This window comes from Streptomyces sp. NPDC048481, assembly GCF_043200075.1.
GTDB lineage: Bacteria > Actinomycetota > Actinomycetes > Streptomycetales > Streptomycetaceae > Streptomyces.
This window is the reverse complement of record NZ_JBICXC010000008.1, coordinates 25,684-37,950: the sequence shown is the minus strand read 5'-3', so window position 1 is coordinate 37,950 and position 12,267 is coordinate 25,684. Positions and strand designations below refer to the sequence as shown.

The 12,267-nt window shown below is 72.2% G+C and carries 12 protein-coding genes; 3 read left to right on the top strand and 9 right to left on the bottom strand.

Annotation, left to right across the window (positions count from 1 at the left end; translation table 11 throughout):
• Window position 1: 1 nt before the first annotated feature.
• Window positions 2-400, top strand: a complete 399-nt coding sequence (locus ACGFSH_RS23560) for a rhodanese-like domain-containing protein (protein WP_393352281.1) — start codon at window positions 2-4, stop codon at window positions 398-400.
• Window positions 401-535: 135 nt separating this feature from the next.
• Here ACGFSH_RS23560 and ACGFSH_RS23555 read toward each other — a convergent pair whose 3' ends face one another.
• The 4 genes from ACGFSH_RS23555 to recA form a co-directional block, all read right to left on the bottom strand.
• Window positions 536-3,082 (bottom strand): ABC transporter permease, encoded by a 2,547-nt coding sequence (locus ACGFSH_RS23555; RefSeq protein WP_393351708.1) that lies wholly within the window; start codon window positions 3,080-3,082, stop codon window positions 536-538.
• Window positions 3,079-3,831, bottom strand: coding sequence for an ArsR/SmtB family transcription factor (locus ACGFSH_RS23550; RefSeq protein WP_393351705.1), 753 nt, complete (start codon window positions 3,829-3,831; stop codon window positions 3,079-3,081). Before ACGFSH_RS23550 ends, ACGFSH_RS23555 begins: the two co-directional genes overlap by 4 nt.
• A gap of 142 nt (window positions 3,832-3,973) precedes the next feature.
• Window positions 3,974-4,771, bottom strand: coding sequence for a recombination regulator RecX (gene recX, locus ACGFSH_RS23545; RefSeq protein WP_393351703.1), 798 nt, complete (start codon window positions 4,769-4,771; stop codon window positions 3,974-3,976).
• A gap of 3 nt (window positions 4,772-4,774) precedes the next feature.
• Window positions 4,775-5,902 (bottom strand): recombinase RecA, encoded by a 1,128-nt coding sequence (gene recA / locus ACGFSH_RS23540; protein WP_393351701.1) that lies wholly within the window; start codon window positions 5,900-5,902, stop codon window positions 4,775-4,777.
• Window positions 5,903-6,288: 386 nt separating this feature from the next.
• On the opposite strand from recA, the gene ACGFSH_RS23535 reads away from it, so the two are divergent.
• Window positions 6,289-7,056 carry a hypothetical protein gene (locus ACGFSH_RS23535; protein ID WP_393352278.1) on the top strand — a complete coding sequence of 256 codons (768 nt, stop codon included), beginning with the start codon at window positions 6,289-6,291 and terminating at the stop codon, window positions 7,054-7,056.
• Window positions 7,057-7,178: 122 nt separating this feature from the next.
• On the opposite strand, the gene ACGFSH_RS23530 is transcribed toward ACGFSH_RS23535, so the two are convergent.
• Window positions 7,179-8,447 carry an AI-2E family transporter gene (locus tag ACGFSH_RS23530; RefSeq protein ID WP_393351699.1) on the bottom strand — a complete coding sequence of 423 codons (1,269 nt, stop codon included), beginning with the start codon at window positions 8,445-8,447 and terminating at the stop codon, window positions 7,179-7,181.
• Window positions 8,448-8,507: 60 nt separating this feature from the next.
• Window positions 8,508-8,702: a DUF3046 domain-containing protein gene (locus ACGFSH_RS23525; RefSeq protein ID WP_329414284.1), complete on the bottom strand. Its 195-nt coding sequence runs from the start codon at window positions 8,700-8,702 to the stop codon at window positions 8,508-8,510.
• 79 nt (window positions 8,703-8,781) lie between these two features.
• Here ACGFSH_RS23525 and ACGFSH_RS23520 point away from each other — a divergent pair, with 79 nt between their 5' ends.
• Window positions 8,782-9,726 (top strand): hypothetical protein, encoded by a 945-nt coding sequence (locus tag ACGFSH_RS23520; protein WP_393351696.1) that lies wholly within the window; start codon window positions 8,782-8,784, stop codon window positions 9,724-9,726.
• A gap of 195 nt (window positions 9,727-9,921) precedes the next feature.
• Here ACGFSH_RS23520 and ACGFSH_RS23515 read toward each other — a convergent pair whose 3' ends face one another.
• The 3 genes from ACGFSH_RS23515 to ACGFSH_RS23505 are packed head-to-tail and all read right to left on the bottom strand — an operon-like array spanning window position 9,922 to window position 11,962.
• Window positions 9,922-10,230: an AzlD domain-containing protein gene (locus ACGFSH_RS23515; RefSeq protein ID WP_393351694.1), complete on the bottom strand. Its 309-nt coding sequence runs from the start codon at window positions 10,228-10,230 to the stop codon at window positions 9,922-9,924.
• Window positions 10,227-11,033, bottom strand: coding sequence for an AzlC family ABC transporter permease (locus ACGFSH_RS23510; RefSeq protein WP_393351692.1), 807 nt, complete (start codon window positions 11,031-11,033; stop codon window positions 10,227-10,229). Before ACGFSH_RS23510 ends, ACGFSH_RS23515 begins: the two co-directional genes overlap by 4 nt.
• A complete protein-coding gene (locus ACGFSH_RS23505) occupies window positions 10,922-11,962 on the bottom strand; it encodes an AraC family transcriptional regulator (RefSeq protein ID WP_393351690.1) in 1,041 nt (346 codons plus the stop codon). The genes ACGFSH_RS23510 and ACGFSH_RS23505 overlap by 112 nt, the downstream gene beginning before the upstream one ends.
• Between the last annotated feature and the right edge of the window lie 305 nt (window positions 11,963-12,267).

Genomic DNA, 12,267 nt, shown 5'->3' with positions numbered 1-12,267 from the left:
CCTGACGTCCGACCGACAGCCGCCCAGTATTGACGAGTTGCTCGACCGCGTACGTTCCCGGTACGCGCGTGTGGAGGCGCGGGAGGCCTACGAAGCCGCACGCGCGGGCGAGGCGCTGCTCGTCGACATCAGGTATGCGGCCCTGCGTGAACGGGACGGGCTGATCCCCGGCGCGTTGGTCATCGAGCGCAACGAGCTGGAGTGGCGTCTGGATCCCCGGGGCAGCCACCGGCTCCCCGAGGCCGTCAGCCATGACGTGCGGGCCGTCGTGATCTGCAACGAGGGTTACGCTTCGAGCCTCGCCGCGGCGTCGCTGCACCAGTTGGGGCTGCATCGGGCGACCGATCTCGTCGGCGGCTTCCAGGCCTGGAAGGCCGCAGGGCTGCCGTTGACGTCGTAGACGGGACCGCGCCGACCACCGTCGGCGCGGTCCCGTCCCCCAACCGTCCGCACCGTCCAGGCCGTTCAGGCCGTTCAGGCCGTTCAGGCCGTTCAGGCCGTTCAGGCCTCCACGCCTCCCGTCCTTCCCCGCGTTTCAGTCCTTCGCCGTCGCCACCGTCACGGCGCGCACCCTGAGCGCCATCCGCCCCGGTACGGCCGTGGCGACGAGCGCGAGCAGTCCGGCCCCGGCGACCACCGTGGAGTACACCAGAGGCACCACCGCCGGGGCCGCCCGCCCGGTCATGCCGACGCTGAACGCGGTCAGGACGGCCAGGGCGATGCCGCTGCCCAGGCCGACGGCGAGGAGGAGGACCGAGAGCGCCTCGGTGCGCAGCATGCGCAGCACCTGACGGCGGGTCGCTCCTGCCAGGCGGAGCAGTGCGAACTCCCGGACCCGCTCGGCGACCGACATCGCCAGCGTGTTGACCACGGCGATCGCCGTGAACGCGAGGACCAGTCCCATGGCGAGGAAGTTGACCTCGGCGTTCGCCTGTTGCCGCTCGGCCTGAAGCGTGTCGGCGTCCGCCGGCGAGATCACCGTCAGTCCCGGGAACTCACGCAGTGTGCTCGCGAGTTGTGTCTGTGTGCGGGGCGTGCGGACGAGGAGGGAGGAGGAGAGCGGGTTGTCGACGTGGCGGGCGATCAGGCCGTGCGCGAAGGTGAGGTCTCCGAAGCCGAGACCTCTGGCGTAGACGGCGGCGACGGTGAGGGTGGCGGGCGTGCCGTCGCCCAGCGTGAGTTTCAGGGTGCTTCCCGGTGTCAGGTGGAGCTGGTCCGCGGCCAGTTCGCTCACGGCGACGGTGTGTGCGGTGAGCTCGTCGAGCGAGCCTGCGGTGACGTCGGGGTCCCAGGTGCGGTCCAGGCCTGCCGGGGTGACGCCCTGGGCGGGGTACTTGTCCAGGCCGACCCGCACGGTCGTACGGACGACCTCGGTGACGACGGTGTGCTGCCCGCGCAGTTGTCGTGCCGCCTCGGCGGGGACGCCGGGTCCCCGCGAGGCGACGACCCAGTCGGCGCGGACGCCTTCGCGGGCCTGGGCGCGGGCCGCGTCGCCGAGGGTGGGCTGCACGAACAGCACCGTGCAGGCCATCCCGACGAGGAGGGTGAGTGGGGTGACGACGGAAGCCATCCGAGCGGCGTTCCCGCGGAGGTTGGCGGCGGCGAGCCGGCCGCCGGGGCCGGTCAGGCGCAGTGGACCGGCCAGCACGAGGACGGCCGCCCTGACCAGGAGCGGTCCGAGCAGAGCGACGGAGGTGGACATCACGACCACGGCGAGGAACGTGACGGGTGTCGAGGCCGGTTCGGTGCGCAGCACCCTGAGCAGGGCGACGAGGACGACGCCGCCGGCGAGCAGCAGCAGGCCGGCGAGGAGGCGGCCCCAGCCGGGCCGAGTGCGCTCGGTGCGGGCTTCGGCGAGCGCCTCCGCCGGGCGGATCCGGGCCACTCGGCGGGAGGCGATCCGGGCGGACGCCCAGGCGCCGAACACCGTCGCGGCGACGGCGGCGAGCGGAGGCAGCGCGCTCACCGTCTGCTGCAGTGTGGCGGGTACGGCGCCCAGGGTGACGAACCGGCCGTACAGCCACCCGCCCAGGGGGATTCCCAGGAGCGCCCCGGCCGTGCCCGCGGCCAGACCCACGATCAGTGCCTCACGTCCGAGAAGCCGGCGAATCTGCCCCGAGGTGGCGGCGATGGCGCGCAGCAGTGCGAGTTCGCGGTGTCGCTGCTGAACGGAGAGCGCGAACGTTCCGACGACCACCAGGATCGCCACGAGCAACGAGGTGCCGCCCATCGCTCCTCCCATGCTCACCAGCCTGGTGCGCGCCGCGGCGGCGTCCAGGAACTCGACCGGCCCGCGGCCATCACCGGTGCTGACCTGGGCTCCGGTGCCCTGGAGGGCGGCGGCCACGGCGGTCTTCAACCGGCCGGGATCGGTTCCCGGCCTCGCGAACACGCCGAACGCCGTGACCTGTCCGGGACGTGCGGCGAGTCGGCGCGCCTCCGCGGTGGAGAAGAAGAGGGACGTCTGATGGCGTACGGCGGTGTCGGGGGCGGCGACACCGGAGACGCGGTAAGTGCGCGGCGCTCGCGTCGACTGGACGGTGAGCCGGTCGCCGGGGGCGAGGTGGGCCCGTCGGGCGAGGATGTCGTCCACGACCACGTCGGTGTCGGCCTCGGGAGCGGCGCCCGCGGTGAGCCGGTAGGGCGTCAGCACCGCGGATTCCCAGGCGTGCCCGTACGCGGACCCGCCGTCGGCCCCCGTGGCGGCCGGGCGGCCGTCCGGGCTCAACGCCCGTGCGGGAAAGGTGAGTTCGGGGATGACGCGGGCGACTCCGGGGGCGGTAGCCAGCCTGTCCCGCAGGTCGGCGGGCAGCCAAGCGCGTTCGGCGATGGGCTTGGCCTTGTATTTGACCTTGGTCTTGCCCTTCTTGTGCTTGACGGTGGTTTGGTGGACGTTCTGGTCGGCGGAGACCACCACCGGCGCCGCGGCATAACGCTCAGGGCGGATGGTCCCTCTCAGCCCGGTCTCCAGGAGTGTGCCGCAGGCGGTGATCAGGGCGGCCGCGCACATCAGGGCGAGGAAAGCGCCGAGGAAACCGGCCTTACGGGCGCGGACCGTCTTCAGGGCGTAGCGCAGCATCATGACGGGTCCGTCTCTGTTGTGTCGTCCGGGGCGGTGAGGTGGACGGGCCCGTCGGGATGATCGGGAGCGGGGTGGGCGAAGAACCGGGTGAGGACGATGCGCGCACCGGGCGGGGTCGCAGACCCGGGGCGCTTGTAGCGGTTGAGGAGGGCGATGTACTCCTCGAAGAACTCCCGCAGTTCGGGCGGGGTGAGCCGGAGGGCGCCACGGGAGTAGGGGAAGGCGTCGCACCAGGGGTCGCCGTCCGGCGCGTCTCGCTGAAGCCGTTCGAAGAGTTCCACGTCCGAGGCGTAGACGTGATGGTTCAGCTCGTCCATCACCTCACGCATCGCGGGACTCTGGCGGCTGCGCGGCGGGAAACGGCGGTCACCGGGGACGGCCCGCCACCAGCGCCGGCGCTGAGCGGACGGCTCCGGGCAGCCGCCCGGTCGCAGCGCGCCATCGGCCTCCGCAGCCGTCCGCGCGGGCGTCCGCGCAGATGTCTCCCCGGCCGCTTCTTCGGTCGTCGCCTCGGCCGTCTCCTCGACGAAGCCGTATCTGGCCAGTTCACGCAGGTGATAACTGGTGGAGCCGGTGTTCAGGCCGAGGGCTCGGGCGAGTGTCGCCGAGGTAGCCGGCCCGTGCAGCGTGAGGTGTTCGAGCATGCGCCTGCGGCGAGGCTGCGCGAGCGCCTTGAGCGTGGCGAGGTCGCCCAGTTCGATGGGCGCAGCGGGCTCGGAGGCTCCGGGTTCCTTGGGCGTTGGGGGCATACGCACACACTCGCCTGTGCACAGACACGTGTGCACTGCGGCGATCCGGCGTCTTCAACGGGGGATATCCCCACCCTGGGGCTCGCGACCGCGGTTCAGGTTCGCTGTTCCCCCTCCCCCCGCCCCACCCCGCCCCCCAGGTTCAGAATTCGTCGTTCTCCAGGAACTCCGTGTCCTCGCCCTCTTCTTCCAACGCCTGCCGGACCACCCGCAGGGCCATGCCCTCGGGGTAGCCCTTGCGTGCGAGCATGCCGGCCAGGCGACGCAGCCGTCTGTCGCGGTCGAGGCCGCGCGTAGATCGCAGTTTGCGGGCGACGAGGTCGCGCGCCGTCTCCTCCTCCTGTTCGGAGTCGAGGCGGCCGACGGCCTCGTCGATCAGCTCCGAGTCGACGCCCTTGGTGCGTAGCTCCCGGGCGAGGGCACGCCGGGCCAGGCCTCTGCCATGGTGGCGGGACTCCACCCAGGCGTCCGCGAAGGCGCTGTCGTTGATCAGCCCGACCTCCTCGAACCGCGAGAGCACCTCCTCCGCCACGTCGTCCGGGATCTCTCGTTTGCGCAGTGCGTCCGCGAGTTGTTTTCGTGTGCGCGGGGTCCCGGTGAGCAGGCGCAGACAGATCGCCCGCGCCCGCTCAGCCGGGTCCGCGGAAGACGCCCCCTGCTCGGCCCTCGACGAGGAGGAGTCGCCTTCGTCCTTGGCGGACGGTTCGCCGAAGCCGCCCCGACGACGCCCACGCCCCCCGCGTGGACCTCCTTCGGCGCCGCGCCCCGTCCGGCCGCCCCGGGGCCGGGCGTCGTCGCCGTCCCGCGCCCCCTCGTTCCGACGCCGGTCGTGTTGCGGCCGGTCGTCGCCGTCCTGGGCAGGGCCGTCGTCGACCCCGCTCTCCTCCTCGTGGGGGATGCCGGGGTGGACGTACTCGGCCCAGTCGGTTCGTCGTGTCACGGATCAGCTCTTGGCAGCCGCGGCCTTGGTCTTGGCGGTCTTTGCGGCGGTGGCCGGCACCGCCTTCGCGGCGTCGTCCGAGGTGCCGGCAGCCACCGCGGCGTCCGGGCCCGGTTCGGCGGCGGACTCTTCGGGACGCACGCCGACGCCCAGCTTCTCCTTGATCTTCTTCTCGATCTCGTTGGCGAGATCGGGGTTGTCCTTCAGGAAGTTGCGGGCGTTCTCCTTGCCCTGTCCGAGCTGGTCGCCCTCGTACGTGTACCAGGCGCCGGCCTTGCGGACGAAGCCGTTCTCCACGCCCATGTCGATCAGACCGCCCTCGCGGCTGATGCCCTGGCCGTAGAGGATGTCGAACTCGGCCTGCTTGAAGGGGGGCGCGACCTTGTTCTTGACGACCTTGACGCGGGTGCGGTTGCCGACCGCGTCCGTGCCGTCCTTCAGGGTCTCGATACGGCGGATGTCGAGTCGCACCGAGGCGTAGAACTTCAGCGCCCGGCCACCGGTCGTGGTCTCCGGGGAGCCGAACATGACGCCGATCTTCTCGCGGAGCTGGTTGATGAAGATCGCGGTGGTCTTGGACTGGTTGAGCGCGCTGGTGATCTTCCGCAGCGCCTGGCTCATCAGACGGGCCTGGAGGCCGACGTGGCTGTCGCCCATCTCGCCCTCGATCTCCGCGCGCGGCACGAGTGCGGCGACGGAGTCGATGACGATCAGGTCGAGGGCGCCGGAGCGGACCAGCATGTCCACGATCTCGAGGGCCTGCTCGCCGTTGTCGGGCTGGGAGAGGATCAGATTGTCGATGTCGACGCCGAGCTTCTTGGCGTACTCGGGGTCGAGGGCGTGCTCCGCGTCCACGAAGGCGACCTGGCCGCCGGCCTTCTGCGCGTTCGCCACGGCGTGCAGCGTCAGCGTCGTCTTACCGGAGGACTCCGGGCCGTACACCTCGACCACGCGGCCGCGCGGCAGACCGCCGACGCCGAGGGCGACGTCGAGGGCGGTCGATCCGGTGGGGATGACCTCGATGGGCTCGTTCGGCCGCTCGCCGAGCCGCATCACGGCGCCCTTGCCGAATTGCCGTTCAATCTGTGCGAGTGCGGCGTCCAGGGCCTTCTCGCGGTCGGTTCCTGCCATGGGTTCCACCCGATTTGCTTGAGTCGATCGCTTCACGTCAAAGACGCTAACGCCTGCCACTGACAATGCGCCTCGACGCCGGTTCGGCCTGTGGATAACTCATGCGCTTACTGCCCCATACCGGGACAGAACACCCGCGAAGAGCCTTGCCGGAGCCTCCATCAGAATGGATGTTCGATTTTGGTGTCAAGCGCACCACGCGGCACTTCCGAGGCTACGTCCCCGAGCCCGTGAGCCTCCGGACCCGCCGCTTGCTCCCCCGGGTGTACAACGGGTGCCTCCGCCCGGACGACGACGGGCCACGGCGCGTCCGGGAGGCTCGGAGCATGGACCTGGACGAACAGAAGAGCAGGGCGGCATCCCTCACCGGTACCCGCCCGGCGTTCATGAATCCGCCACCGGACCCCGCGCACGGGCACGCCCGCTCGCGCGAAGGCTTCTACCGGGCGATCGCGCTCCTGCTGGTCCTCTCCGGCCTCTTCCACCTCGTGGTGTTCGCCGTCGACGGCGGTCCGTGGAACGGCCCCGTCTCCTGGCGCAAGCCCGTCACCTTCGGCCTCTCCTTCGGCGTGACCCTCCTGGCGGTCGTCGAAGTCACCTCGTACCTGCGGACGGGGCGGCGGCTGCGTACCGCGCTGCTCGGGGTCTTCGCCGCCGACTGCATCGTGGAGGTCGCGGGCATCACCCTCCAGGCGTGGCGCGGAGTGCCCTCGCACCTGGACATGGAGACGCCCTTCGACACGGCGGTGTCCATGACGCTCGCGGTCGGCGGCGGTGTTCTGGTGGTGCTGCTCACCGTGTTCGCCGCGATCTCCTTCCGGCGTCGGCCGACGGGCCCCGCCGGGATGGCGCTCGCGGTGCGCTCCGGCTTCGCGATCCTGCTCGTCGCGCTCGCCTCGGGCGCGGCGATGATCGCGCGCGGCGTCGTGCTCACCCGCACGGGGCACCAGGAGGCCGCGTACAGCTCGACAGCGTCGCTCAAGCCTCTGCACGGGGTCAGCCTGCACGCCGTCCTGGTGCTGCCCGCGTCGGCCTGGCTGCTGTCGCGCACGTCCTGGAGCGAGACGGCCCGGCGGCGCATCGTGGCCGCGGCGGTGGGCTGCTACGTGGTCGCGGTCGCCGCGGCCGCGGTATGGGCCGTCCTCACGTACTGAGCCACGGCGCCCTCACGCGCGTGTTCCTCGTCCCGCCTCCCATGCGCACGGGCCACGGGCGGCCCGGTGACGGCGGACCCGGGACCGGCCACAGGCCCTGCCGTAGCCCTCAGCCGTACCCCTCAGCCCGGTCCGCCGGGTCCCCGGCGCGGGCCTCGCGTCCGGTCCCGGCCGCGTGTCCACAGCCCGCGCGCTCGGGTGAGCGCTCCCGGCCCCTCGCCGCGGTCACGGTGTCCGTGGACGCGAGGGTCGTCCGTGACGTCGTAGCGCTTGACGTAGGCGCCCAGGAACGCCTGGAGGGTGGCCACCGCCGGAATGGAGATCAACGCCCCTATGGCGCCCAGGAGCGCGGTGCCCGCGATGACGGAGCCGAAGGCGACGGCGGGGTGGATGTCCACGGTCTTCGACGTCAGCTTGGGCTGCACCATGTAGTTCTCGAACTGCTGATAGACCACGACGAAGATCAGCACCCACAGGGCGTACAGGGGCGAGACCGTGAAGGCGATCAGCATGGGCAGGGCGCCGGCGAGATAGGTGCCGATGGTGGGGATGAACTGCGAGACCACGCCCACCCAGACGGCGAGGACGGGAGCGTACGGGATGCCGAGGGCCTGTAGCAGCACGTAGTGCGCCACACCGGAGATCAGCGCCATCAGACCGCGCGAATAGAGGTAACCGCCGGTCTTGTCGACGGCGATCTCCCAGGCCCTCAGCACCTCCGCCTGTCTGGCCGGCGGGAGGACGGAGCACAGTGCGCGGCGCAGCCGCGGTCCGTCGGCGGCGAAGTAGAACGAGAACAGGGCGATCGTCAGCAACTGGAAGAGGCCGCCGAGGACCTGGGTGGAGACGTCCAGGACGCCCGCGGCGCTGTTCTGGGCGTACTTCTTCAGCCAGTTGGAGTGGAGCAGGCCCTCCTGGATGTCCACACGCCTGAGTTCGGTGTGGAACGTGGTGTTGACCCAGTTGATCACCGAGTCCAGGTAGTCGGGGAAGCCCTCGATCATCTTGATGATCTGTCCGGCGAGCATCGAGCCGAGCAGGGCGAAGAACCCCGCCACGACGATCAGCAGGCCGAAGAAGACCAGGAAGGTGGCGAGCCCTCTGCGCATCCCCCGGGCGGACATCCGGCTGACCGCCGGTTCTATCGCGAGGGCCAGGAAGAACGCGATGAGGATGTTGAGCAGCAGGCCGATGAGCTGGTGGAAGGCCCAGGTGCCCAGTTGGAACGCGCCGACGAGCGCGAGAGCGAGCACCATGGCGCGCGGGAGCCAGCGCGGCATGCGCGCCGCGTGCCCGGCCTCGCCCTGGTCGGGAGGCTGCTGCGGGGGCGGCGTCGTGCCGGGCGGGGATGCGTTCCGGGCGGTCTGCCCGGTCTCGTCAGTGGGTGCCACGCAGCAAGTCTCGCCTACGCCACCGACAACCGGGGAGCCGCGTGCGGTCTTCGCCCGAGGTCAGCGCATCTCCTGGGGGACGTTCATCACCAGGCACACCACGCGCCACACGTCCTTGGCGTCCCAGCCGTCCGCCAGCGCCTGGTGCACCGTTTTCCCGCCGAGCTCCGCCATCACGTGATCGCGCGCGAAGGTTTCGGCGTATCCCGTGCCGAAGTGCTCGTCCATCCGCTGCCAGAAGACCGTCAACCGCATGCCACCAGTATCCCGCGCGCGGGGGGTGGCCCCTGCCGGGACCGCCTGCCGAGACCGCTTTCCGCCCTACGGTCTGACCATGGCCGAAACCGGAGCATCCCCACTCCCCCCGACGCCCCCGGCGCACTCCCCGCTCTTCCGCGCCGAGCACTTCGTCTGGCTGACCGCGCGCGTGCTGGAACAGCGCATCTTCGCGCACGACTTCCTCCACGGCGCCGCCGATCCCGTCGAGACCGCCCTCGACGCCTACCGCAACGAGGACGGTGGATACGGCCACGCGCTGGAACCCGATCTGCGCGGCCCTGTCAGCCAGCCGCTGCACACCGCGCGCGCACTGAGGGTCCTGGACTCCATCGGGCGGCTGAACGGGCGGCGAGTGGAGCGGGTGTGCGGATATCTCACGTCCGTCTCCACCCGCGACGGCGCGCTGCCGGCGATCCATCCCAGCCAGCGCGGCTACCCGGCGGCGCCTTTCATCCCGATCGTGGACGACCCGCCCAGCGAGCTTCTGTCCACCGGGCCGGTGGTGGGCCTGCTGCACCGCAACGAGGTGTGGCACGCCTGGCTCTTCAGGGCGACGGACTTCTGCTGGCAGGCGGTGGACTCCCTGGAACGGTCCCACCCCTACGAGGTCCAGGCCGCCGTGGCCTTCCTGGACTCCGCTCCCGACCGCCCGCGCGCGGAAGCGGCAGCCGACCGCCTGGGCCGGCTGGTGCGCGACGAGCGGCTCGTCGCCCTGGACCCGGACCGCCTCGACCTGTATCCGGTCGCCCCCGGCTACGCCCCGGGCGAGCACCACTTCCCGTACGACTTCGCGCGGACCCCGCAGTCGCTCGCGCGCGCGTGGTTCACCGACGAGGAGATGGCACGCTCCCTGGACCACCTCGCGGACGCGCAGCAGAAGGACGGCGGCTGGCCCGTCCGCTGGCGCCGCTGGGCGCCCGGCACGGCGCTGGAGGCACGTCCCATGGTGACGATCGAGGCGCTGCGCACCCTGCGGGCCTATGGCCGCAGCGTCGGCTGACCGCCGGCCCGCCGTCCCTCGTCCACCGCGCCGCGCCGCACCACGCCACGCCGACGGCTCCTGCCACCCCTCGTCCGCGCTCCTCACGCCGCTTCGACCGAACCCGCCGCATCCACCACCGTCGCCGTTCCCACGGCCGTGCCCTCTGCCGGCGCCGCTTCCGCCGGCAGACAGCCCGCCCCGCCGACGGCCCGCTCATCCCCCGATGGCCCGGACGCCCGCCGTGACCACTACGGCGGCCGCGACCACCAGCAGGAAGGGCGCCCGCAGCACGAGGGCGACGACGGCCGCGGCGAGCCCCGCGGCCCGCGCGTCCAGGACGAGGGCGCGGCCGTCCGCGAAGGTCTGCTGGGCCGTGAGGGCGGCGAGCAAAGCGACGGGGAGGAGGGCCGCGAAGCGTCTGACGACAGGCCGCTCCAGGACCCCCTCGGGCACGAGCAGTCCGGCGAGCTTGACGGCATAGCAGCCGAGTGCGGTCGCACCGATCGCGATCCAGGTGTTCACCGTTCCTCCTCCTTCTGTCCTGAGCCGTCCCGGTCGGCGTCCGGGTTCCCGCGGGAAGCCTCCCGGCGGACCGCGCGGCGGCCTTCGGCGTACAGCACGGCCGGCGCGGCGAGCGCGGCCGCCAGGACGGGCACTCCGGCGGGCAGAACCGGCAGCAGGCCGAGTCCCAGGAGCACCGCGAGTGCGGCGACGGCCCGCTCGACGGCGGATTTCAGCATGGGCGCGAGCAGCGCCAAGAAGACGGCGGGTCCGGCCACGTCGAGTCCCCACGCGTCGGTGTCGCCGAGGGCCTCGGCGCCGAGGGCGCCGAGCAGCGTGGTGAGGTTCCACAAGACGTAGAGGGTCACTCCGGTGACGGCGAAGCCGAGGCGGGCGGCCCGGCGTCCCGGCTGGGCCAGCGAGACCGCCGTCGTCTCGTCGATCACCCAGTGGGCGGCGAACGGGCGCACCGCGCGCGGGAGGGCGAGCGACTGCGACAGACGCAGGCCGTAGAACGCGTTGCGCACGCCCAGGAAGAAGGCGCCCGCGGCGGCCGTCAGCGGGTTGCCGCCCGCCGCCAGGGCTCCGACCAGCGCGAACTGGGATGCGCCGGTGAACACCAGGAGGCTGAGCGCACAGGTCTGCCACACCGTGAGTCCGCTGCCCGCCGAGGTCACGCCGAAGGCGAACCCGGAGAGTCCCACGGCGACCCCTACGGCGAGGGCGTCCCGTACGACGGCGCGGTCCGGTTTTCCCCCGGCGTCCGCCTGGGTGCCCGGGTGGGCTGCGTCGGCGCCTGCTGCGCCGGTGTGAACTGGGTCCATGTCAGCTGGGTCCGTGTGGGCTGTGTCCGTGTGAGCTGTGTCCGTGTGAGCTGTCTGTTCTGCCACGTCCCGGACGCTAGGGGCGCCGGTCCCGCCGCGTCTTGTACGTTCTTGCGCTCCCGCTGGTAGGCCCCAGGAGGGACTCCCACGATGCGGGCGAAATGACGATTGAGGTGGGGCTGGTCGGTGAAGCCGACGGCCACGGCCGCCTCGGCGGGCGCCGTGCCCGCGTCCAGCAGCCGTCGCGCCCGCCGTACCCGCGCGTCGGTCAGCCAGGCGTGGGGCGGCAGCCCGTAGGTGTCCCGGAACGCCCGCAGCAGCGCGAACGAGCCGGTGCCCAGGTCCTCGGCCAGCTGGTCCAGCGTCGGCGGATCGACCAGCCGGTCCTCCAGCGCGGCACGCGCGCGTGCGGCGATCCGGGCGCCCGCCGACCGGATCTCCCGTTGCGGCAGCGGTCCGCCGTTGAGCCGCAGCAACCGTGTCACCGCCACCCTCAGCAGGGTGTCGGCGGCCAGTGCGTTGCCCTCCTCGGCGGCCCGGAGCACCCGGTGCACGAGGGTGGCGGCATACGGGTCGTCGAGCACGGGACGGACGAAGCCCACGGCTCCGCGCAGGGTCGTCGTCTCGGCGGCGATGCCGGCCACGACGTCGGGCGAGGGATACACGGCCCCGTAGCGCCAGCCCTCCGGGACTCCGGCCCGCCCGGTGTGCGGGGTGTCCGGGTTGACCAGCGCGAGGGCTCCCGCCCCGGCGTACTGGTCGGCACCGCGGTGGGCGAAGACCTCCACCCCTTCGGCTATGGCGGCGATCACGAAATGCTCATGCGTGTGCCGCACGAACGTCTTGCGGACATAGCGGGCGCGCAGCAGGTCGACGCCGGGCAGCTCGGCATACCGCCAGTGCCGTGCGAGCTCACCCGATTCCGCCATGCCCCCATTCTCCGCGACGCCCGGAGATTGCCCACTCGCCCCTCCTGCCGTCTCCTCCCGCCTCTCCGCCCGGTCTCCTCCGACCGCGTCCCGCGCCCCGCGTCCCGCCGCGCGCCGCCCCCCTACGCGCCGCCGTGCACCCCCACTCACGCCCCTCCCGCCTCACGCCACTGCCGCCCCCAGCCGCCCCGCCGTACATCCCGCCCCACGCCGCCCGTGCCGCACGCCGCCCCGTGCCGAAGGGCCGCGCCGCGTCGGCGGTGAAGCCGCAGCTCAGCACCATTGTCAGTGGTCGGGTGCAGGAT

Excerpts from the sequence above, each read along its gene's own strand:
- ACGFSH_RS23555 (WP_393351708.1), bottom strand. The coding sequence starts at position 3,082 with ATGATGCTGCGCTACGCCCTGAAGACGGTCCGCGCCCGTAAGGCCGGT.
- ACGFSH_RS23550 (WP_393351705.1), bottom strand. The coding sequence starts at position 3,831 with ATGCCCCCAACGCCCAAGGAACCCGGAGCCTCCGAGCCCGCTGCGCCC.
- recA (WP_393351701.1), bottom strand. The coding sequence starts at position 5,902 with ATGGCAGGAACCGACCGCGAGAAGGCCCTGGACGCCGCACTCGCACAG.
- ACGFSH_RS23535 (WP_393352278.1), top strand. The coding sequence starts at position 6,289 with ATGAATCCGCCACCGGACCCCGCGCACGGGCACGCCCGCTCGCGCGAA.
- ACGFSH_RS23525 (WP_329414284.1), bottom strand. The coding sequence starts at position 8,702 with ATGCGGTTGACGGTCTTCTGGCAGCGGATGGACGAGCACTTCGGCACG.
- ACGFSH_RS23520 (WP_393351696.1), top strand. The coding sequence starts at position 8,782 with ATGGCCGAAACCGGAGCATCCCCACTCCCCCCGACGCCCCCGGCGCAC.
- ACGFSH_RS23510 (WP_393351692.1), bottom strand. The coding sequence starts at position 11,033 with ATGGACCCAGTTCACACCGGCGCAGCAGGCGCCGACGCAGCCCACCCG.
- ACGFSH_RS23505 (WP_393351690.1), bottom strand. The coding sequence starts at position 11,962 with ATGGCGGAATCGGGTGAGCTCGCACGGCACTGGCGGTATGCCGAGCTG.